This is a genomic window from Ruegeria sp. CF5, from assembly GCF_056537325.1.
Genome location: NZ_JBQFRI010000003.1, coordinates 172,452 through 194,721 on the forward strand (window position 1 = coordinate 172,452; position 22,270 = coordinate 194,721).

General features: G+C 56.1%; 18 protein-coding genes and 1 pseudogene. 12 read left to right on the forward strand and 7 right to left on the reverse strand.

The genetic code is table 11. From position 1 onward, the window contains the following. The first annotated feature begins 18 nt into the window (after positions 1-18). Positions 19-1,821 (forward strand): metallophosphoesterase family protein, encoded by a 1,803-nt coding sequence (locus ACR0NW_RS10180; protein ID WP_480791633.1) that lies wholly within the window; start codon positions 19-21, stop codon positions 1,819-1,821. Positions 1,822-1,929: 108 nt separating this feature from the next. Further along, the gene (locus tag ACR0NW_RS10185) at positions 1,930-3,783 is read left to right on the forward strand and encodes an SLC13 family permease (RefSeq protein ID WP_480791634.1); all 1,854 of its coding nucleotides are present in this window, start codon (positions 1,930-1,932) and stop codon (positions 3,781-3,783) included. Between the two features lie 109 nt (positions 3,784-3,892). On the opposite strand, the pseudogene ACR0NW_RS10190 reads toward ACR0NW_RS10185, so the two are convergent. Further along, positions 3,893-4,003 (reverse strand): annotated as a pseudogene (locus ACR0NW_RS10190) (IS6 family transposase); the annotation flags it as partial. Between the two features lie 175 nt (positions 4,004-4,178). Between ACR0NW_RS10190 and ACR0NW_RS10195 the strand changes: the two are divergent. The 5 genes from ACR0NW_RS10195 to ACR0NW_RS10215 all read left to right on the forward strand — a co-directional run bounded on the left by ACR0NW_RS10195 (position 4,179) and on the right by ACR0NW_RS10215 (position 8,679). Further along, a complete protein-coding gene (locus ACR0NW_RS10195) occupies positions 4,179-5,756 on the forward strand; it encodes an FAD-dependent monooxygenase (protein WP_480791635.1) in 1,578 nt (525 codons plus the stop codon). Next, the gene (locus tag ACR0NW_RS10200) at positions 5,756-5,944 is read left to right on the forward strand and encodes a hypothetical protein (protein ID WP_480791636.1); all 189 of its coding nucleotides are present in this window, start codon (positions 5,756-5,758) and stop codon (positions 5,942-5,944) included. The genes ACR0NW_RS10195 and ACR0NW_RS10200 overlap by 1 nt, the downstream gene beginning before the upstream one ends. 43 nt (positions 5,945-5,987) lie before the next feature. Continuing rightward, positions 5,988-6,740 carry a helix-turn-helix transcriptional regulator gene (locus ACR0NW_RS10205; protein WP_480791637.1) on the forward strand — a complete coding sequence of 251 codons (753 nt, stop codon included), beginning with the start codon at positions 5,988-5,990 and terminating at the stop codon, positions 6,738-6,740. 90 nt (positions 6,741-6,830) lie between these two features. Next, positions 6,831-8,066: a multidrug effflux MFS transporter gene (locus ACR0NW_RS10210; RefSeq protein WP_480791638.1), complete on the forward strand. Its 1,236-nt coding sequence runs from the start codon at positions 6,831-6,833 to the stop codon at positions 8,064-8,066. Then, positions 8,053-8,679: a LysE family translocator gene (locus ACR0NW_RS10215; RefSeq protein WP_480791639.1), complete on the forward strand. Its 627-nt coding sequence runs from the start codon at positions 8,053-8,055 to the stop codon at positions 8,677-8,679. Before ACR0NW_RS10210 ends, ACR0NW_RS10215 begins: the two co-directional genes overlap by 14 nt. A gap of 196 nt (positions 8,680-8,875) precedes the next feature. Here ACR0NW_RS10215 and ACR0NW_RS10220 read toward each other — a convergent pair whose 3' ends face one another. Beyond that, positions 8,876-9,418 (reverse strand): winged helix-turn-helix transcriptional regulator, encoded by a 543-nt coding sequence (locus tag ACR0NW_RS10220; protein ID WP_480791640.1) that lies wholly within the window; start codon positions 9,416-9,418, stop codon positions 8,876-8,878. Positions 9,419-9,458: 40 nt separating this feature from the next. On the opposite strand from ACR0NW_RS10220, the gene ACR0NW_RS10225 reads away from it, so the two are divergent. Both ACR0NW_RS10225 and ACR0NW_RS10230 read left to right on the forward strand, forming a co-directional pair. Beyond that, a complete protein-coding gene (locus tag ACR0NW_RS10225; protein ID WP_480791641.1) occupies positions 9,459-9,836 on the forward strand; it encodes a VOC family protein in 378 nt (125 codons plus the stop codon). Positions 9,837-9,964: 128 nt separating this feature from the next. Continuing rightward, positions 9,965-11,218, forward strand: coding sequence for an MFS transporter (locus ACR0NW_RS10230; protein WP_480791642.1), 1,254 nt, complete (start codon positions 9,965-9,967; stop codon positions 11,216-11,218). 2 nt (positions 11,219-11,220) lie between these two features. Here ACR0NW_RS10230 and ACR0NW_RS10235 read toward each other — a convergent pair whose 3' ends face one another. Beyond that, positions 11,221-12,189, reverse strand: coding sequence for a LysR family transcriptional regulator (locus ACR0NW_RS10235; RefSeq protein ID WP_480791643.1), 969 nt, complete (start codon positions 12,187-12,189; stop codon positions 11,221-11,223). A gap of 106 nt (positions 12,190-12,295) precedes the next feature. Between ACR0NW_RS10235 and ACR0NW_RS10240 the strand changes: the two genes are divergently transcribed. Beyond that, positions 12,296-13,303, forward strand: a complete 1,008-nt coding sequence (locus ACR0NW_RS10240) for an ornithine cyclodeaminase family protein (protein WP_480791644.1) — start codon at positions 12,296-12,298, stop codon at positions 13,301-13,303. Position 13,304: 1 nt separating this feature from the next. Further along, a complete protein-coding gene (locus tag ACR0NW_RS10245; RefSeq protein WP_480791645.1) occupies positions 13,305-14,813 on the forward strand; it encodes an aromatic amino acid lyase in 1,509 nt (502 codons plus the stop codon). Between the two features lie 305 nt (positions 14,814-15,118). On the opposite strand, the gene ACR0NW_RS10250 is transcribed toward ACR0NW_RS10245, so the two are convergent. The 4 genes from ACR0NW_RS10250 to ACR0NW_RS10265 form a co-directional block, all read right to left on the reverse strand. Continuing rightward, the gene (locus tag ACR0NW_RS10250; RefSeq protein ID WP_480791646.1) at positions 15,119-16,636 is read right to left on the reverse strand and encodes an ABC transporter permease; all 1,518 of its coding nucleotides are present in this window, start codon (positions 16,634-16,636) and stop codon (positions 15,119-15,121) included. Between the two features lie 10 nt (positions 16,637-16,646). Then, positions 16,647-17,696, reverse strand: a complete 1,050-nt coding sequence (locus tag ACR0NW_RS10255) for a quaternary amine ABC transporter ATP-binding protein (RefSeq protein WP_480791647.1) — start codon at positions 17,694-17,696, stop codon at positions 16,647-16,649. Between the two features lie 65 nt (positions 17,697-17,761). Continuing rightward, positions 17,762-18,733: an ABC transporter substrate-binding protein gene (locus tag ACR0NW_RS10260; protein ID WP_480791648.1), complete on the reverse strand. Its 972-nt coding sequence runs from the start codon at positions 18,731-18,733 to the stop codon at positions 17,762-17,764. A gap of 37 nt (positions 18,734-18,770) precedes the next feature. Beyond that, complete coding sequence (locus ACR0NW_RS10265; protein ID WP_480791649.1) at positions 18,771-20,747, reverse strand: DUF1989 domain-containing protein; 1,977 nt, start codon at positions 20,745-20,747, stop codon at positions 18,771-18,773. 441 nt (positions 20,748-21,188) lie between these two features. On the opposite strand from ACR0NW_RS10265, the gene ACR0NW_RS10270 reads away from it, so the two are divergent. Further along, positions 21,189-22,229: a LacI family DNA-binding transcriptional regulator gene (locus ACR0NW_RS10270; RefSeq protein ID WP_480791650.1), complete on the forward strand. Its 1,041-nt coding sequence runs from the start codon at positions 21,189-21,191 to the stop codon at positions 22,227-22,229. Positions 22,230-22,270 lie beyond the last annotated feature (41 nt).

Genomic DNA, 22,270 nt, shown 5'->3' on the forward strand with positions numbered 1-22,270 from the left:
AGGAACAAGGAAAATTCCATGGGTAACGCAGACAATGCTGGCTTGGGGCGCTTTGCATACAGCTTTGCAGTGATTTCGGATACGCATGTCAATCCGGACGAGGACAAGTGCAATTCGCCTTTTCCCGTGAACGCCCGGGCCAACCGACGATTGCGTTACGTCGTTGCTGACATCAATCGCAGGAATGTGGAATTTGTCATCCATCTTGGCGATCTGCTGCATCCCGTACCCGAAACCGGTGTGCTGTATGCGCAGGCCGCCGAAGCCTACCGCGCAATTGTGTCCGACGTGAACGTGCCAATCCACGTTCTGCCGGGTAACCACGATATAGGTGACACGCCGATCAGTGGTGGACCAGCCAGCCCAACCACGCCCGAAATGATCGAGGCCTGGGAAGGTGAGTTCGGGGCGCAGTATCACAGCTTTGAAAAGGGTGGGGTGCGCTTTGTCCTGATGAATGCACAGTTGATCAATTCCGGGCTGCAGGCCGAGGCGGATCAACAGCAATGGGTTGAGGCTGAACTGGCCGATGCCCAAGGGCAACGCATTATGCTGATGCTGCACCATCCGGCTTATCTATGTTACTCCGACGAGTTGGATCATTATGACAACACCGACCAACCGGGCCGGGGTTGGCTGTTGGGGCTGCTCGAAAAGCATGGGGTCGAGGCCATGTTCTCGGGTCATGCCCACAACTTCTGGTATGACCGCTATGGCGAAACGGATTTCTACCTTGCGCCTTCCACCAGCTTTGTCCGGCAGGACTATTCGGAGATGCTGCGCGCGATCCCGCCCGAAGGCAGCGAATTTGGCCGCAATGATGCTGCCAAGCTGGGTTACTTCGTGGTCAACGTTTATGAAAATGGTCACGTCACCAAATTTGTGCGCACGAACGGGGTCGAGTTGTCACCGGGTGAAAAACCGGCTGGCGAGATGCTGGAACTGGCACCGGAACCGCGAGAGAACACCAGCCCGTTGATCGGTTTCGACTTGCGCCAGAACTGGGCCGAAATCTCGGAAGTACCGCCCAGTGGCGGCCTGGACGAGTTTGACCGAAAGCCCGTGCGCAACGACTATCACCTACTGGCGCTGCAAGAGATGGGCGTGCGCGACATTCGCATACCGCTCCATGATCTGCTGGATCCCGCGCGGCGCGCCCGACTGGCCGTTCTCAAACATCTGGGGTTTCGGACAACGCTGTTCGGTTGGAGTGTCAATCAATCGGTGCTGGACATGATCGCGGCCGAAGCAAGCAATCTGGAGGACTGGGAAATCACAATGAATTGGCGCGATGTCGAGGCTTCGGTTGATCAGTTGACCAATGCGCATCAGGTAACCGGTTTACCGATCTATATCTCTCGCATGCGCACGAAGGACGACATCAAGGCCGAGGGTACCTATTTCCACGTCATAAACCACGGGTTCAACGCGACGGATGCCGACCAATTGGCCGCACTGGCTGCGAAGCCGAAATCCTGCGGGATCGTGGGCGCGGTGTTCCGCTTGGGAAATACTGATCCTGTGGCCGAGCGGCTTACCGCAATGGATCACGCGGCCTCCGCCCACGGCTTGAAAGCATCGGTGCATCTACGCTTTGCCGGAGACAACCCCGCCGTGCCGCATACCGACGATGATGCGACCGTTGCGCGGGTTGTGGAGGCGATGGATACCCGAACAAGGCTCAGAAACACGCGCGTGTATTGCGATACTCTGGTCGATGTGGACCGGGGCTATTTCGTGCGCAACGGAGCCATTGATCGCTGCAACAACCCGCGGCCGCTGCTGGAGGCTGTACGCGCGCGGCACGCTGGGAACATCTGAAATCCCCAAGACTTGACCCTCACCAGGACTTTCGGTGGGGGTTTTTGCGGGGCATCGACGGCCTGATCGCGCAGGCGGGCCAGGCCTTAAACCCAAGGTTGGAAGAACATGATGGAAGCATTCGGGCTCACGACAGAAATGGTCGTAGTGTTGATCCTGTTGGGCGTTACGGTGTTCCTTTTTGTCTCGGAAATCGTCCGGGTCGATGTGGCGGCCATACTGATTATGGTCACGTTAGGCGTTCTGTCCGCCGTGCCGGGTTTACAGGGTCTGGCCGATCCCCGGCATCTGTTTGAAGGATTCGCCAGCAACGCGGTGATTTCCATCATCGCCGTCATGATCATCGGGGGCGGGTTGGATCGAACCGGGGTCCTGTCGCATGTCGCCCGCTGGATCATGCGGGTGGGCGGGACGACCGAAACCCGGATCATGTTGCTGATTTCATCGACCGTGGGCGTTATCTCATCATTCATGCAGAACGTCGGAGCCGCTGCATTGTTTTTACCCGTCGTATCCCGGATATCCGTGCGGACCGGCTTGTCGATGCCGCGCCTTCTGATGCCGATGGGGTTCTGCGCCATTCTGGGCGGCACCATGACCATGGTCGGCTCATCGCCCCTGATCCTGCTCAATGACCTGATCCTGACAATCAACGACACGCTGCCGGCCCAGCAACAGATGGATACGTTCGGCCTGTTCGATGTCACGCCAGTCGGCGCAGCATTGGTCGTGACTGGACTTGTGTATTTTACGGTGCTGGGCCGTTTTCTTTTGCCTGCCAGACAGGATGTTGGCGTGGCCGAGGGTCTCAGTGTGGAAGAATATATCAATGCAACGTATGGGATCGTCGGAACAATCCACGAAGTTTCCTTGCCGGAAAATCACACCGTTGGTGGGCAGACGGTCGATGATATCCAACGCAGTAACCACCTCCAGATCATTGCTGTTCAACAGGGCGGAACCGTCATCATGGCACCGCCGCGTGACATGGTCATTGAAGCCCCCGGAGCGCTGGCGATTATCGCGGATGTCGAAGCGCTGAAGCAATTCAATGCTCGTTATTCGCTCGCATCACTGGATAAGCTGGATCGATTTTCGGATGCGTTGGAGCCGGACAAGGCTGGTATTGCTGAGGTCGTCATCCCTCCAGGGTCCGGTATGATCGGAGAAACGGGTCGGTCGAGCTGGTTGCGCAAAATCTACGGCCTTGCGCCGCTGGCGATTTATCGGGGCGGTGAGACGCTTTCCAGCGATCAGGAGGATATTGGTGAAATTCCCTATCTGGCGGGTGATACTCTGGTGTGTCACACGCCATGGGACGCGCTGGTGCGACTGGAAAAGAACCGCGATTTTGTCGTCGTGACTTCGGACTTCCCCCACGAAGAACTGGTTCCCCAGAAGGTGGGATGGGCTTTGTTGTTCTTTGCCACCGCGCTTGGTTTGGTTCTGTTTTCGGACTTAAGACTGTCGATCTGCCTGCTTGTCGGGGCCACGGGAATGATCGTTAGTCGCGTTTTGATCATTGATGACGCCTACGGCGCCGTCAGTTGGAGCACGGTGTTCTTGTTGGCCAGCCTAATTCCTCTTGGGGTTGCAATGCAGTCGACCGGAACGGCAGAGTGGATTGCTCAGCAAGTTCTGAAACTGCTTGGCAACGCCCCGATTTGGATTTCGCAGGCGGCGATCGCGGGCTTGGCAACGGTGTTTACCCTGCTGATGTCCAACGTGGGTGCTACGGTGCTTTTGGTTCCCTTGGCAGTAAACATTGCGATTGGGTTGGGTGCTGATCCGGCATTGTTTGCCATCACCGTGGCTCTGGCGACATCGAATTCTTTCCTGATACCTACACATCAGGTGAATGCGCTGATCATGGGGCCTGGCGGGTATTCAGTCAAAGACTTTTCGAGAGTCGGCGGCGTGATGACAATGTTGTTTCTGATTGTCCTTGTGATTGCGGTCTAAAGAACGGTTCTGTTGCGCAATATTCGCTGGGCCAGGCGAACTCACCAATGCAGCAGGTTAGGCGGCCAATTCTGTGAACTGACGAAATGGACAGACTCCGGGCTTGAGCTGGCCCTTTCCGTCGACGCGCTGCTTCTGCGATTGCAGCGGAATACCGAGTGATCCATCGGTTCAGAGTCGTTTGATCGGCCGATACGCCGCGCTTGTGCATGATCTCTTTGAAAGGCTGTCCTCCTTAATGAGGGACAGCACGGACGAGCTGCCTTGGCCATCCTGATAGTCAACGCGTCAACTATCAGGAGGATCACACGTTGCGACCTGCAGGAAAGGGCGAATTAGACTCGCTGTATTTCAATTACCCCACATTTACCGCACCGCAACGGGATCATGTTCTGGTGAGGAAAACGTTCAAAGTGGCCATTGTCGGCGCGGGTCCCGTGGGCATGTTCGCCGCCCTGACCTTGGCGCGGTTCGGCATCCCTTCGGTCCTGTTCGATAACAAGGACACGTTCAACGACGGCAGTCGGGCGATCTGCATTCAACGCAGCAGTTACCAGGCGTTTGAACGCGCAGGGGTCGTGAAGGCTTTTGTCGACAAGGCTTACGGCTGGACCAAGGGGCGCAGCTTCTATCGTGGCAAGCAGATCCTGGAGTTTGAAATGCCGCATACCGAAAGCGAGAAATACCTGCCGATGTACAATATACAGCAACAGTATATTGAGCAGTACCTATGGGATGCGGCCGAGGCTTCCGACCTGATCGAGACCCGCTGGTGCAGCGAGGTGACAGGCATCGAAGAAACAGAAAATGGGATAACGCTGAGCGTCCGTGACACTAATGGTGACTATACCTGTGATGCTGAATGGATACTGGCCGCCGATGGCGCGCGCAGCCCGATCCGCACGATGCGGGGGCTGCGCCTGAAAGGCAATAATTTCCCGGGTCGGTATGTGATTGCCGACGTGCAGATGGATCACGACTATCCCACCATCCGCCGGGCCTTGTTCGACAGCAAGTCGAACCCTGACAAGACCATCCTGATCCACCGTCAGCCCGACAATATCTGGCGCGTGGACTATCAGCTTCCCGAGGGGCAATCCGAAGAAGAAGCTATTTTGGAAGACAATATTCGCGCCAACGTGGCCCGGATTCTCGACGATATCGGCTATGATGGCGACTGGGAATTGGAATGGTGGAGCATTTATTCGGCCAATACGCTTGCACTGGATGACTACCGCGACGGTCGAGTGATCTTCATTGGAGACAGCGCCCACATCGTGCCTATTTTTGGGGTGCGCGGGCTCAATAACGGATTGGCCGATGCAGAAAACGCAGGTTGGAAACTTGCGCGAGTGCTGAAAGGGCTGAGCGATGAGAGACTGATTGACAGCTACAGCCCTGAACGGCGCGGCGCAACGCTGGATGTGTTTGCCAACGCTTCGAAATCCGCGCGATTCATGACCCCACCCACCAAGGGCTGGGCGCTCATGCGAGATGCAGCTCTGTCCCTGTCGCTTGATCATGAATGGGCCGGGGAGTTCGCCAATCCGCGCCAAATGGAACCTTATGTCTATTCCGCTGGCGGCGCTGTCCTGACCAATGACGCTGCGCCGACAGGTATCGGAGCGGTCATGCCGGACGAGAAACTGTCGGACCGAACTTATCTCAGTGATCTGCTTGGCAACGGATTCACGCTAGTTGTACTGGGCGACGCGACTTCGTCAGAGCTTACGGGCCTCAGGACATCCCTTGGTGACTTCGATCCACAGCTGGAGGTGATCACCGCCTGGCAAATCCGCGAAAGTTTTGGCGACGATGTCCTACAGCGCCTTCAGGCCCGTCTGGGCATTCAGTCCAGTGCGACTTTGCTGATCCGCCCCGACGGCTATCTCGCGGGTATCTGGGAAAACGGTGCAGTGGATGAAATTGCTGCCCAGATGAAAGCCGCCTTTGGCAAGAAGGAGACTAACTGATGCCGCTATATTTCTCTGATCTCGAAATCTTCTACGAAGACATGGCCAAGGCTCTGGACACCGTCGCTGAAAACGACCGCGAACTCTTCCTGTGTAAGCTGAGCCTGCTGATGGCGCGTGAACTTGGGGACGTAACCCGGGCGATAGAGATGATCCGCTTTGCACAGAGCCATCTTGAACAAGCGTGACGCCGCCGTTGCCAGCCCTTTGAAAATTCATCAGAATGTGCGCATGCCTGACATTGCGCACAATTCTGTCTTTTGCACGCCCGACACGCTGGCCAGCTTGGCTGGTTGCATCGCAAAGGTAGGTGAAAAGAGTTTCAACCAATCCTTCCTGGATCTGGCAGATTCCTTGCTAGGGGCCGATCAGGTGATGGTGTTTTCCTACGGAGCAGGTAAACCTGCCTGTTATCTGTCCTTCAACACCCACCCGGAAAAGAATGCAAACCGGTTGGCGCAGGAATATCTGGAAACCGGATATGTCGATGATCCGCTGAAACCGGAAATCGCCTGCCTGATGGATAGCGACGGCACGAATGTTTTCTCGCTGGCCCAATTGATGCACAACATGGCGCCGCTTTATCGCCACCGCTATTTTGAAAAGCCGGGCATCACCGACAAACTGACGGTCCTGGCGCGGCGCGACACCGCCTGTCTGGGAGTGAATTTCTACCGTTTCACCGAGAGCGGGGCGTTCGCACCGGAAATGGCAAACAGCCCGTTGCTGGATGTTTTGGGGCAGTTGGCGCTTTTGCATTTTTCCGACCGCCAACCGCAGGACATGCGCAGCCCACTGCTCTCACTGTCCGACCGTGAGCGTGAAATTTGCGAAGGTATCCTGCGCGGCAAGACAGCAGAAGCAATCGCTTGGGAGTTTAACGTCGCCCCAAGCACCGTCGTTACCTACCGCAAACGGGCCTATGCTAAGCTGGGCGTCAACTCAAAATCAGCCCTGTTCACGCTTTGCGGCGCAGACCGCTGACGCCGCCTTTGTCCCCCTTTTGGAAGGACAGAAGAAAACGACCTGAAGAGACATGCTCCGCTAACTGAAGACTCTCGTGCGGAGCCCTGATTGACCGATACGACCAATACACTAGCACGAAGTGACGCCCCGATGCTCGCGTTTCTGGGCGGGCTGACCAGCCTGACAGCGATCGCAACCGACATTTCGCTGCCAGCCATCCCAGCCCTGGCCGAGCTTTTTGCCGTGGACGTGTCCGCGACCCATGCCATCGTCAGCCTGTTCCTGCTGGGATATGCCGTGATGCAACCTTTTTACGGGCCATTTTCGGACAGGTATGGACGAAAACCCGTCCTGTTGGCCGGGCTGGCCATCTTTGCCTTGACCAGCGTGTTGTCGCTATGGGCAGCCTCGATAGAAGCACTTTATGCGCTGCGGTTCCTGCAAGGCATGGGGGCAGGTTGTGGTCCGGTCATCGCGCGCGCCATCCTGCGGGATTGTTACACGGGTGCGCGAGCGGAACGAGCCATGGCCATGGTCATGTTCGCCATGGCTTTCGGTCCCCTGATCGCCCCAACCATCGGTGGTGTTCTGGTAGCAGGCTTTGGTGTTGCGGGGGTGTTCTGGGCGCTTGCCGCACTGTCCGCACTGGCCTTGTCGATCTCGATTCTCTGGTATGGAGAAACTGCCCCGGCCACACATGGTGGATCGGTTGACCTGCGAGGGTCTCTGCAAAGCTATGCCCGCGTGCTCGGGCATCCAACCTCGCGTGCCTATATGCTGGCCGGAGGTTTCATCTATGCCAGCATGCTGTGCTACATCACGGCCTCGCCGGCAGTTTTGATCGACGGATTTGGTTTGCCCGCCGAACGATACGGCTACTACTTCGCTCTGTCGGCCTCGGCTCTGCTGTGCGGCGCCCTGTTAAATGCGTGGCTATTAAAACGGATGCCCTTTCATCTGGTCTCAGCCTTGGGGCTCGTTGTATCGCTGCTGGGTGGAGGGCTCATGTTGACCTTTTCACTGTTGCAGGTTCGAACGCCCCTTGCTGTTGCTGCCCCTGCCGCCGGCGTAGTCTTTGGTCTGTCTATCGTTCTGCCCAATGCGACGGCCCGCGCCATGCAGCCTTTTGCAGCCCGCGCAGGCACCGCATCTGCCGCGATCGGCAGTATCCAGATCATTCTCGGTGTCGCTGCGGGTTACGTGACTGGTCTCTACTACGATGAAACTGCCCTGCCGCTGAGCACCGGTCTATCTCTTTGCGCCATCATGGCGACTGGCTTATTCCAGTTGGCCAGGCACCACGAAACCAGAAACGCCCAAGGACTCGAAAATGCTGACCGCTGAAACCCTGATAATCTTTGTGAGCACATCGGCATTGCTGGCGCTTGTTCCCGGTCCCGACAATATCTTCGTGCTGACGCAATCGGCGGTATCTGGACGGCGCGCAGGGGTGCTGGTGACTATTGGCCTGTGTTCAGGGCTTCTTCTTCACACTCTCGCTGTGACCGTTGGGCTGGCTGCCGTGATGCAGGCCATGCCTTCGGCGTTCACTGTCTTGAAGACCCTGGGGGCCGCTTACCTCGTCTACTTGGCATGGGGTGCACTTCGTGCGGGTGCGAGAAATCTGAACGCGCAAGGTGCCGCCCAATCTTCCGCGTCGCGCCTGATTTGCCGGGGGCTGGTCATGAACATATCCAACCCTAAGGTGGCGATCTTTATGCTGGCCTTTCTGCCGCAATTCGTCGATCCCGCTCTTGGAAGTGTCGAGACACAGCTTCTACTTCTGGGCCTGACCATGACTGGAGTAACCCTAATCCTGTTCGGAGGTCTCGCAGCTTTGGCCGGCCTTGCCGGTGAACGCCTCTCGAATTCACAAAAGACACAGACTGTTTTGCAGAGGTTGGCGGGTGTGGTGTTCCTTGGTCTGGCCGCGAAGCTGATTACATCTGATGCATGACAGACGCATCGCAATGTGATGAGTGTCAATCGACACTCGTCTGCATTAGCGGGCACAAGTGCCGCAAGCAGCGAAAGCCCGGTTTTCACTCCGGGCATCTGTTCGAGCCGTCAATTCACAGAACTGGCCGTTTAGCTCCATTTCAATCGCCTAAACAGGTCATGGTTCGTAAAAGATCGCCACAGAACCTCGGCGATCATCCGAGGCTGTTCTCGGACGTCAGGATCACGTTGATTTTTCTGCCCGTTTTGACCGCTTCATAGAGAGACCTTGGTGGATACACCGATTGAATGACGCTTCGGCGCACCCAGTCGCTCTGTTCCATCGCTTTCAAGGACTGGGAAAGCGCCCGGTCGCTAATCGGGGCAAGCTCATTACTGATTTCAGTGAAATGCCGCGGCGTGCGCAACGAAGCCAATATCGGTACAGTCCACGATTTACGGAGCAATTTCAGACTATTTACTTCGGTCATCGCCATGATTTTATGAGCGGTCACTGCAACCTGCCTACCCGTAGCGGTCAACCGGAATTCCGGTCTGAGAGGGTGCCCATGCCCCGGATTCCGCTCCAGCAAACCGATTCTGATCAGATGATCTATGCTTTGCGTTAAGGCAGTTCTGCTGGCGCCAGTTGCAGCCAGCAGCCTTGATTGCCTACCGGGGACCGCTGCGTGAAGACTTGCCAGAATTGGGAGGGACCAGGCCCTTGACGTGATGTTGACAAGCAGATTAATGTCCATAAAGTATAGTTACTACATTTTTTAATCAACAGGAACCGCTATGTCACTTGTGTCGCTGAAAAACACTTTAACGATCGCGCTATCAGTCAAAGATCGTCATGAAAGCGCGGATTGGTATGAGAAGGTACTTGGTTTCAAAACCATATATCATGCGGATGAGGCAGGCTGGTCCGAGCTTCATTCCGCGACCAATGGTGTAACAATAGGTCTGGGTGAACATACCGAACCGGTGCCAGGGAATTGCGTTCCGGTCTTCGGTATTGCCGACCTCGATGATGCCCGTCTGAAACTGGAAGGAGCCGGCGTGAAATTCGACGGCGAGACGGATGTAGTCGAGGGGATGGTCAAGACAGCGACATTCTATGACCCAGACAACAACGCCCTCATGCTGGCCGAGGATCTGACCGGGAATTCCTGAACCCGAAATCTAACCAGAAGCTTTCGCAAGAGATCAACTTTGCAGCAAGACGCGCGACGATAGGCATGCGACATTCGCATGTCGCGAGGATAGTATACACACACTGCCGCCCGAAGTAGCCGTTGGCTATGATACGCGCTTTAAACGAAAACTGGGCATTGTTCCTCGGGATGTTGATGCTGATGGTCGCCAACGGCCTTTTGGCGACCTTGTTAACGATCCGTGGTGCAAGCCTTGGGTTCAGTGACTTCACAATTTCCGTAATGCAGGCCAGCTATCCTCTGGGCGCGCTGGCTGGGACCGCTCTGGCACCGAGACTGGTTGAGAATGTCGGGCATATCCGGGCATTTTCCGCCCTTGCGTCACTGGTTTCCATCGCGGCCATCGTGCATTTGCTGACCAGTGACGCGATCAGCTGGAGCGCGATGCGGCTGCTTGGCGGATTCTGCTATCCGGGTCTCTATGTCATCACCGAAAGCTGGTTGAACGCGAAGTCAGAAAACAGCACGCGCGCTCAAGTACTGTCGCTCTATTTCATTATCCAACTTGCGGGACCAGCCCTGGGGACCGCTCTTGTCGGGTTCCCCGATCCCACCGGAAACCTTCTGTTCGGCCTCGTTTCCATTCTGATTTCCCTGTCCATCGTGCCGCTGCTTTTGTCCGGCAACAAAGCGCCTGATTACACCGCGCCCGAGCGCATGTCGGTGCCCGGCCTGTACAAGGTGTCACCAATCGCCGTCATCGGTATTGTTCTTGTCAGTATCGGTGTTGCGGCATCTTACATCACGCTGCCTCTTTACGCATTGCAACAGGGTTTCACTGCGGCGCAGGCTTCCGGAGCGTTGGTTGCCGCGCTAATCGCCGGAGCAGTTGTTCAATACCCAATCGGTTGGCTGTCCGATCAGACCGATCGGCGGTATGTGGTCATCGGGTTGGGGGTCATAACGGCTCTGGCAAGCCTCTGGATGGCGATCGACACAACGCCCTCGCATATTGTCTATGGGTTTGTTCTGATCGCGATAGGACTGTATCCGGCGTATTCGATCCTCACGGCGCACGCGAACGATCAACTCAAGCTGTCGCAGATCGTGCCCGCCAGCGGCACTATGGTCCTGCTGCTGAACATTGGTTTACTCGTGGGAACCATGCTAGGGCCAAACTCAATTTCCCTGTTTGGCGGGCGGGGGTTGCAATTTCTTCTGGCCGGACTCGGAGTCGCGGTTGCCATGCTCGCGTTGATCCGGCGCGTCCGGGTTGCGGCGCCTTCGGAAACCGGGGATGTGCAAGTTGTTGGTGTTATCGGCACAGCACAGCCAGGGGTGTTGCAAGCAGAGAGTTGGGTTCAGGAAGAGGAAGCCAGCACGGACAGCAAAGCTTCTTAAGCTTATGTTTTTGAGATTTTTCCTGAACCGAGCGTTTCGGCAATCGTTTTGACATCCGCGCCGGATACCGGGACCAGTTCATCAAGAAACGTCTGAAGGGTCAAACTCCAACCCGCGTCGCCAACGTGTCGAGACGTTTCGGGCAAAATCGCAAAGTATGAATACGGCATCGGCAGCCCGCACTCTCCGACATGGAAACCGTCATCACCGGCGCGTCTCGCGTCTATGAGCGTCCGGGGCACCAACGCGATGCCCGCCCCCTGTTTTGCCAGCGCAAAGGCAATTGCTGACCCGCCCACGCGCAAACCGTTTCGCATGCCTGGCGTCCGTGCGATCTGAGCAGTACGAAACCAGTTGGCCCATGTCGGGTGCGACGCATATTGCTCTCCCCAATCGGTATGGATCAACAGATGATCGGGCAGGTTGGCAATCCCTGATCCTGCGATGTGATTGTCGTAAAACTCCTGCGTACAAAACGGATGAGCTGCGTCCTTGAACAGCGGCACGTGATCGTGATGCGGATAGAGGTGGCTTTCAGAAGTGATCCGGAGATCGGTGCGCGTGTCCCGCAAATTGATTGGATCCGCTTCGATCCGAAGCTCGATTCCTGTATTGGGAAACTTGGCCCGAAAGCGTGAAACTGCCGGTGCCACCCAATTTTCTGCCAAAGACTGGATCGTACTGACTGCGATCCCAGAACGGGCATCAATTTCCATCAGCTTTTCTGTTGCGTCAGATATCGCGGCTATAGCTTCGGAAATTGCCGGGTAATACGTTCGCCCGGCGTCCGTCAGTAGCAGGCGGTTGTTTTGTCTGAGAAAGAGCGTTTTGCCCAGAAATTCTTCAGCGTTTTTAACCTGCATGCTGACTGCAGCAGGCGTCACTCCCAACTCGGACGCGGCCTGAGTGAACCCTCCTAACCGCACTGCTGCTTCGAAGGCTTTGAGCGCATTTAGCGGAGGAAGGCGCATCACGTTGACCCTTTCGGAATCAGAAAATCTAAAGCAAGCCTCACATTTTTTAGTCTGTAACGACACCACAGAAACGTCATCATGCGGAAAAAAGGGAATGGCGAACATGGCTCGTATAGAAATCGAGTATCTAGGCCACCGGGAAGTTGACCGGGTGGCTCTCAGCAATGACGACATACTGGACGCGGTCGAGCAGACTCTGATTGCCGCTGGTCGAAACAAGACCGTGATCGAGCCGCGCATGCACCTGACACCTGATCCGGCCTTTAACGGGCACTTCAATGTCTTGCGTGGGTATGTCGAACCTCTGGACTATGCCGGGGTCAAGATTGTTGGGGATTTTGTTGACAACTATAAACACGGCTTGCCATCCGAATTGGCACTGTTGAATCTGTTCTGCCCCCGTACCGGAGCGCCGCGCGCGGTGATCGACGCGGCGGGCATTACTGACATGAGAACGGGTGCGCTGACCGCATTGGGGGCCAAATGGCTGGGTCCCCGAAAGCCAAAAGTTCTGGGTCATGTCGGGGCACGCGGCACGTCTTATTGGAATGTGCGGTTGCTGGACCATCTGTTCGACTTCGAAGAAATTCGGGTGCACTCACGGCGCCCGGAAAGCCGGGACACGTTTGGGGAGCGATTGCGCCAAGATTTGGGCAAAGACGTGATCGTGACCAACGACTGGCAAAGTTGCCTGGATGGCGCGGACATTCTGGTTGAAGCAACCCGCCTGACAACGCCGACACCACTCTTTGATCGGTCCTGGGTCAAAAAGGGCGCCTTCGTGGTGCCTTACGGTACCATGAGCACATTGCCTATGGATTTCATCGAAAATTTCGACAAGCTCGTTATGGACGATCTTGGACAAATGCGTGCCGGTCATCTGGGCGCGCTCAGACCACATATCGATGCGGGACTTGTCAGTGAGGACTCGTTCTACGCCGAGATTGGCGAGATTGCCGCAGGTCTGAAACCGGGACGCGAAGCAGATGATGAAACCATCCTGTTTTGGCATCGCGGTATGTCGACAAGCGATATAGCCCTTGGCGCAAAGATACTGGAGCGCGCCCGAGAGCTTGGGATCGTGCAGAACCTTCTGTACCGGGATGCCTGACGTGCACACTCTGCGGCTCGATAGTGTGCCTCTGACGGTCGAGGCGCTTGTTCGGGCAGCGCGCGAAAGCTGGCGTTTGGATCTGAGCTCAAAAGGGCTGCGCAAGATGGCCCGGACGCATGCTCTGGTCGAGAAGGCTATCGATGAAAAAACTCCGGTTTATGGGGTGACAACCGGCCTTGGCGCACGGGCCACCGAAGTGCTTGATGCCGAGGTCTTGTCTGATTTCTCGGTGCAGACTCTGCGCGGTCGGGCTCATGCGATTGGTCCACCAATGCTGCCAGAAACGGTCAGGGCAGGGTTGATCATTCGGTTGAACACGATGCTTGACGGATACAGCGCGGCCCGGCCCGAGGTCGCCCGGCACATAGCAGACTGTCTGAACGCCGGTCTGGTTCCGGTGGTGGGTTCGCTGGGATCAATCGGCGCGGCGGATTTGGTACTAAATGCCACAATCGGGCTGGCGCTGATTGGCGAAGGAGAAATGCGCGGACCTGACGGAAGCATAGGAGCGAGCGCCGAGGTCATGCGGTCGCATGGTATAGCGCCATTGAAGCTTGCACCGCGCGAAGGTTTGGCGCTGGCAAATCACTCTTGCATGGTTGTCGGAATGGCGGCGCTATCCGTGTCAAAAGCTATCGCTGCATTCGAAGCCACTCAGACTTCTGCGGCCATGTCGATGGAAGGGTTCCGGGCTAATACCGGCCCTTTGTGCGCGAGTATTCTGGCCATCAAACCTCATGCTGGTCATCTTGAAGTTGGCGAGGGCCTATGCAGGAGGTTGGCCGGAAGCGATCTAATGGATCCCAAACAAGCCAGGCGCTTGCAGGATCCACTGTCATTCCGCAATGTTGTGCAGATCCACGGTTCGGCACGCACTGCACTGGACCAGGCTCTTGGATGTCTACAGGTTGAAATCAACAGTTCCAGCGACAATCCGGTTGCACTTGCGGACAGCGAAAGGATGGTGTCGTGCGGCGCCTATTTCTCTTCTGACATCACCAGGGTGACAGAAACACTGAGCCGATCCTTCGTGCCTTTGGCGATGGCGCAATTGGCACGAGTGTCCAAGCTCCTGAATCCAGAATTCAGCGGTTTGCCCAACTTCCTTGCCATGCCGAACAGTTCGTCTAACGGGTTCGCCCCGGTCATGAAAGTTGCCGAGGCTCTGGTGTCTGAAATCGCGCATAGCGCACAACCGGCGCCGATTTGGCCAAGCGTGAATGCCAACGGGGTGGAGGATTGCCTGACAGGTTCTCCCACTGCTGTCGCCGCATTGGACCGTATTGTCGATAACGTGTTGAGCCTGGCGGCAATCGAGTTGCTTATCGCTTGCCAGGCAACGGAACTGCGGAACACTTGTAGCCAGATGGGAGGGTTCCTTCAAAACACCTATGTGCAAGTGCGAGGTATGTCTCCTTCTCTCGAAGGCGATAGACCACTTACTCAGGAGATTGAGGCTTTGTCACAATTTCTATTGAAGTATTCAGAGGCGAGCAGACAAACCTGAGCACAGTTCAGATGGGACGTGTCGCAAACTTGTTACAAGTGAAGAGATCACCATTCTCTGGGCACACCTATCCCGCGATCTCTCAAAACAGTCGAAAACCGGAGGTCGTTGCACTGGGATTGGCCTCTACGCAACAGAGCCTATCGAATTGGTCAATTTGATCCGCAAAGGTCAATTCATGCCCAGACTCCGGATATTCACCAGTTCGCACTAATGGCGGGATAGTCAGCTTATCAACCCCATCTATGTGGCCCACAAAAAGTTAGCGACAGAACCCTTGGTTGATATCCAATTCGCAATAGGGCTCATTTCTTACCGGCCACAATACGATCCAGAATTAGAGCACAAAACAGAATGGCGAGCCCTGCCAATATGCCCTGACCTGCCGCAGCATATTGCAGCGCTTCCAACACATCCTCACCCAAACCTTTTGCCCCGATCAGTGACGCCACAACAACCATGGCAAGAGACATGAGAATGGTCTGGTTTACGCCCGCCATTATTGTCTTGTGTGCCAATGGCAGGTCGACACGCCAGAGTAGGTAGCTTGGTGTTGCACCAAAAGCCATTGCGGCCTCACGCACCGTTTCAGGCACTTGTTGCAATCCAAGAACAGTAAACCTGATCACTGGAGGACTGCCGAAAATCATTGTCGCCACAACACCGGCCGGTTTGCCGGACCCAATGAAAGCAACAACCGGGATAAGATACACAAATGACGGCATTGATTGCATGAAGTCCAGAATTGGTCGCACGATCGCAAACGCGCGCGGACGGCGTGCACAATAGGTACCAAGTGGTATTCCCAGCGTGATCGAGATCAACGCGGCCGCTCCGAGCAACGCAATGGTTGTCATTGCTTTTTCCCAGAAATCCAGAAGTCCGAGATAAGCCAGTGCTGCACCGGTGAAGATCGCAACGCGTGCTCCTGCGGAAAGGTACGCCAACATGATGATAACCAGCGCTACTACCGGCCAGGGGGTATCGACCAGAACGACTTCAATCCAGTCCAGTAGCGTACGCATTCCATAGGTCAGCCCGTCGAAGAATCCCCGCCCGGCTGTTTTGGTCCACTCAAAGACGGCCTGTACGCCGTCTCCGACATTCAGCCGCCAGTCCCGGTTGGTTGGGAAGGTTTTCAAAACGGCCAGCGCATCAGGTTGGGCAAACTTGATGGCTGACAACACGACGACCACCAAAGTCAAAGCGGAGGCAACGACCATCCGGGTCCCGGACCATCCATGCGCCACACTGGAATCCGACCGCCAACGTGCGAACTGACCTTCCAGCGTCCAGTTGGCCAACGATGCCGCCAGGAACTTCACCGCGAGCAGCAGGACAATCCCCACCGCTAGATAAGTAATACCGGTGGAGTCTGCACTTTGGGCAGCTTCCTGCGCTCCGGCCAATGCGCCCTCCAGAGACTCTGCTGCGCGTTTGAGGGAGTCCAGCGAAGCAGCGCCGGATTGTTCTGCGGCCTCGATCTGTTGGCGTCGCAATGCCAGGGTTTGTTCAATCTGTTCAGCCCGCTCGCGGAATTCCCGCCCGAGATCGCCGAAAAGCCCCAAGCCAATTTGAATGTAGGCGAGCGTCTCAAGGACCAGAAAGCCCAAGAACCACGACCAGAGGCCACGTGCCCCGAACCAGATCGGGCCCAGTATGGCCGCAGCCTTATTGAGGGTGAACCGGTAGCCTGGCGCCTGCATCATGTAGGCGAAAGTCTTTTGATAATAGGTCTGGTTCTGTCCGACGAAGTCGCCGATCAAACCTTCCAGACGGTAGGCGGTTTCGGGTTGAACCTGTTGTGCATCAACGTGTTTCATCACGGCCCCCTTATGCCTGACTGTCTTGGATTGCCCGGATAAGACCCGCGCGGTTGATCACACCCACGGTCTTGCCACCTTGCGTGACCGCCACCACACCGTGTCCTTCAACGCAAAGGTTCATCAGGTCGGACAAGTCCATATCGGGATGCGCCTCTTTGGCGTCATCGGGCACTTCTCCATGGCGTGCCTCAAATTCGTCGACAGGTTTCATCACCGAATGAGCGAAGATCATGTTGAGCTTGGATATCCCGGCGACGAAGTCGGCGACGTAATCATCGGCCGGGTTCAGAATAATCTCTTCGGGCGTGCCGATCTGGACGATGCGCCCGTCCTTCATGATCGCGATGCGGTGGCCGATGCGGATCGCCTCATCAAGATCGTGCGTGATAAACATCGTAGTCTTGTTGAGCTTGTGGCTGAGATCCATGAATTGATCCTGCAATTGCTTGCGGATCAGTGGATCTAGGGCCGAGAACGGCTCGTCCATCAACAGGATCTCAGGGTCCGCAGCAATGGCACGGGCAAGGCCGACTCGCTGCTGCATGCCGCCGGACAACTCATGTGCGTATTTGTCTTCCCAGCCGTTAAGCTCCACCAACTCAAGAACGCGATCTGCCTCTTCCCAGCGACGCGCCTTTCCGGTGCCACGAATTTCCAGAGGCATGGCGACATTGTCGCGGACGGTACGGTGGGGCATCAGCCCAAAGTTCTGGAACACCATCGCAACGCGGCGGTTCCGCAAGTCGCGAAGGCCCTCGTCGTTCAGGCCCATCACGTCATCGCCGTCCAGGTAGATATGGCCGTCGGTAGGTTCCAAAAGGCGGTTTACGTGGCGCACCAGGGTCGACTTGCCCGACCCGGACAGGCCCATGACGCAAAACAGCTCACCGCGCTCAATCTCAAAGCTGGCATCGGCAACACCGACAACGCAGTTGAATTGCTCTAGCACTTCGGCCTTGCTCAGCCCTTCGCTGTGAATGGCTTTCAGCGCGTCCTGTGCTCGTGCGCCGAACACCTTCCAAACGCCACGTGCATCGATTGCAATATCTGCCGTCATACTGGCCCCACTTTGGTCTAGCTTGCAGATTGTGCCCCCGGAAATTGGCCGGGGGCCCGTCGGTATCAGTTGGTTTTCAGGCCAAGCCAGCCGTCGACCATATCGCCATTCGCAGCAATCCACTCGGCGACAACCTCATCGGTGTCGCGCCCCTTGACCACGACTTCGTATGTCAGGCCACTGAGCTGATCGGCATCCATGTTGATGTTGCTCAGGAAAGAAGCCGCAGCCGGGTTGCGCTGCTCCAACGACTTAGAATGGGCAACAGTCACGGTTTTCACAGGCTCGCCTGTGCTGACATGCGATTTGTTATACCAGTCGGCGTCCTGATCCGGTTGAACCATCTTGTATGTCGCCGCGTCGTGCTCAGGCTCTTCTAGGATCGTCACATCATAGAGCGCGTGCACGTAATGCGGTGCGTAGCAATAGAATGCAGCGCCCTTTTTCTGATCAATTTGATCCTTGAGTCGAGAATAGAAAACGGTTTCGTCCTCAGTTGTGGGTGTCAGGAAGGTTTCGATGCCATAGTCGCGCACGCGAACCTTGAAGGTGTTGGTCGATGCCCAGCCGGACGCACCGACCCATACTTCGCCCATGCCATCACCGTCCGAGTCGAACAGCTCCTGCGCCATTGGCGTGGCCAGATCGTAGATCGATTTGATATTGTGATCTTCGACCATGTAGTTCGGAACGCAGATTCCTGCACGGCCCTCATAGTTGCCGGAAGACAGCGCAACGGTGGATTTCTGATCGACATATTCGTCGGTGAAAGAAGACTGGTTCGGCAACCAGACATCAGGGTGCACATCAATGTCGCCACGCCCGCCGTCCATGGCAGCAAAAATCACGGCATTGGCGCCCGGCGCATACCCGACTTCTCCTCCCAATCGTGTTTCGATGACCTGACCGATGACCCGGCTCATGATTTTTGCGCCGGGCCAGCTGGGTTCGCCCACCATGACCTTCTCTTGCGCCAACGCTGAAGTAGCCCCAAGGGCAAGAGCCAGGGTTGCTGTCAGTGAAGTCAGTTTTCTCATGTCATTTTTCTCCCGTTGCGTTGTGTTGATTGCGCCATCAGGCGCGCGCCCGCTTGCGTTGCGGGTCTATGAATGGAATGTCCGATACCGTTGCCCCCAGGCGCTTCATTCGTCCGTCAAGTTGACCTACTTCTAACTGTGTGCCGTTCTCTGCATGCTCGACTGACAAACGTGCCATGGCGATTGCGTGTTCCAGCATCGGTGAGCGGGTGGCCGAGGTGACCACGCCGACCTGGCGTTCGCCTGCAAAGACCGGGGAGCCTTGGGCGGGCACATCATCACAGCCGATCAGCAAACCTTTGAGCGCGCGACGCGGCTCTCTTGCGTTTCTTTCAAGCGCGGATTTGCCTGTGAAACTGGTTTTCTTCAAATCGACTGCAAAGCCCAGACCTGCCTCAAATGCGTCGACCCCGTGTGCAAATTCAGCATTTGCTGCGGCCAACCCGGCTTCGATCCGGATGATATCCAGCGCAGCCGAGCCCATGGGTGTAATTCCAAATTCTTGACCCGCTTCCATAACCGCGTCCCAGATCGCAATCGCGTCAGACTTGGAACAGAAGATTTCGTAGCCCAGCTCTCCGGTGTACCCCGAGCGCGAGAGCATGAATGGCGCGCCCTCCCGATCATTGAGGCGGGCGATCGTGGCCCCGAACCACTTCAGGTCATCCAACGAAGGCACGTGTGGTTGAGTAAAGGCGATCTTGCGTAGCAGGTCGCGAGATTTTGGCCCCTGAATGGCAAGGTTCGGCATTGCGTTCTGCATTGCGTGTACCCGAACCTGCAGGTCCAGATCCGTTGCTAATGCTTGCAGCGCCCGACCGCTTTCTTCGGAGCCGCAGCACCAGCGGAAAATCTCGGGCGCAAGCCGGAAAAGCGTGCCGTCATCAATGACCGACCCGCTTTCGTCACACATCAACGTGTAAGATCCACGCCAGACCGCCAATTTGGCGACGTTTCGCGTGGTTGCCTGCTGCAGCAATTTTTCGGCGTCCGGACCGACAATATCGAATTTGCGTAACCCGCTCATGTCCTGCACCGTCACGGCCTCGCGGCATGCCCAGTACTCGCCCAATGTACCGTGCGCGGGAAAGCTGACAGGTGCCCACAAATCGCGAGCAGGTGCGAATTGCTGGGTCAGAGGGGCAAGCCGGTCATGAAATGCGGATTCCTGACTGATCGACATCGGGGCATCTTCCTTTTCACGATAGGCAACCGCTCGGCGGATCGGTGTTTCCGGACGGTAGATGCGCACGTGCACATCCGTCGGATTCCAGCCATTGATTGGGTCAATATCGTCCGGGCAGGCGGTTGTAACGCACACCAGATCCTCCATTGCGCGCATGGCGACATAATCGCCGGGGCGAGAATAGGATTCTTCGGTAAGGATGTGGTGCGTCGCCGGGTCAATCCACGTGTTCCAGAAGAAATTGATCGCAGGCCAAGCTGTCCGAAGCGCGACACCGTAAGGCGCCAGCGCATTTGACATGTTATCGGAACAGTTCACGTGGCCGGGAAAGCCGCGCTCTTCATAACCGCGGGCGGTGCAGGCCAGACCGAACGTATCGTGACGCCCACAGGTATCTTGAACCACATTGAGAAGCGGCCGCATCTCACTGTCATAGAACTTGTCCAGCAACCCGGGGCCCGGATAGGCGCGTCGCACCATCGAACGCGTCGCGGTCGAGTCGATCATCCATTCGGCTCCGCGATCCAATCCGTCGGATCGGAGCGCCATGAAGTCAGAGCACTGCTGCCCCTCTACATCGATGATTTGAACAAATTCACCGGCTTTCAGCTCGTATGAAAGCCCCGTACCGCGCGGCACAGTGAATTCGTCTCGCGTATCGCCCAAAAGGGGCGGCAGCAAAGGCTCGCTTGAAGCTGCAATCGTATGAGAAATCGCGACACAGCCAGAACCGGTTCCTTCAATCAAGCCGGAAATAGGAGTTGGCCGGATCAGCCAAACTGTGATGGGTTTGTCAGTGCGCAAGACCAGCGGCTCTACAGAGGGCATTACCCTGGAACTTGGAGCCTCTTGCGCTGGGTTCCCGCCATTCGCACCAATCCAACCTGCGAGTGGCTCGCTGTTGAACTCGTTGTTATCAACTGCTCCGTTTGCCTCTAAGCCCAGATGAGCGAGCGCCGTTTGCCCGTCGAGAAATGCAACAATTTCCAGAGGCTGTGTCTGCGATGTCGCTTCCAATGACAACAAATCACCTGGGCCCATCTTTAGGCGGATCGCTTCTCGAGATGCCAAGACATATCTTCGGACGCCCGAAGTCCTCGGGAACCCGGGGAATCTCCGTCCGGGGCTTATGAACCCGGAATTCGTGAACTCGTGTAAGACGGCAGAACCTTGCATGTCTCTGTTAGATTCTCAGTTATGAAACTAGTTACAGAGGTTGATGAAACTAGTTACATATGTCAACACTTTCGTTGAAACCCGGCAAATGGGATGCACAATCAAGTGACGAAAAAAGACCCGGCGCTGAAAAAACGCGCAAATCTCAGAGATGTAGCAAAAGCTGCCGGCGTATCAGTCGCAACGGTGTCGCGGGTGCTGAACGAACCGGGGGTGGTGAAAAAGGACACACTGGAAAAAGTTCAGAAAGCAATTGCTGAGCTTCGATTCGTCCCTAGTGCGGCTGCCCGAGCAATTAACTCTGGCCGTACGCGTTTTGTAGGCGCGCTGGTTCCAACACTGGACAACGCCATTTTCGCTCGGTTTTTGGCCGCTCTGGAGCGAAAACTCTCCGAAGATGGGTTATCGTTGATTGTGGCCACGACTGACTCTGACCTGCAGATAGAAGCCAAAAAGGCGAAGGGGCTTGTCGATATTGGGGCAGAAGGCCTGATCGTTACCGGCGCAACCCATTCCGATGAGTTCCACGAACTTGTCGAACGTACGATGATCCCCACGATCATCACATCCTATTTTGACGGCTCCAATCCTTTGCCAACGATCGGATACGACAACAAGGCCGCGGCCCAATTGGCATTGCAGCACCTCATTGAACTAGGGCATCGGGAAATCACCGTGGTACACGGCCCGGTTCACAATAATGACCGGACACTAGCTCGGCTTTCTGGGCTACGCGCGGTGGATTGGAATGGTGAACTCGCAACAGTCGAGACTGAAATCAGTCTTCGCGGTGGGGCCGAGGCAGCTGCGCGCATCGTAAGCAACTCGGTTAAGGCGGACGCTATTCTGTGCCTTTCGGACGTCGTAGCGTTAGGAGTTTTGTTTGGCCTTCAATCCAAAGGAGTAAGTGTTCCGGGAGACGTATCTTTGATGGGCCTGGATGATCTGCCGAGCTCTGCCGTCGCTGTTCCTTCCTTGTCCACAGTTCATCTTCCGGTTTCCCGAATGGGCGAAAGGGCAGCGGCCGCATTGGCGAGGTGGATTTCTACTCAGGAGAGACCAGAAGCTGAAATGCTAGAGGCAAGGGTGATTGAAAGAAACTCTGCCATACGAAACTCAGCTACAAAGATGTGATGGTTCAGTCGCAAACCGCTCTGAAGTATGAGTGCGGCTCG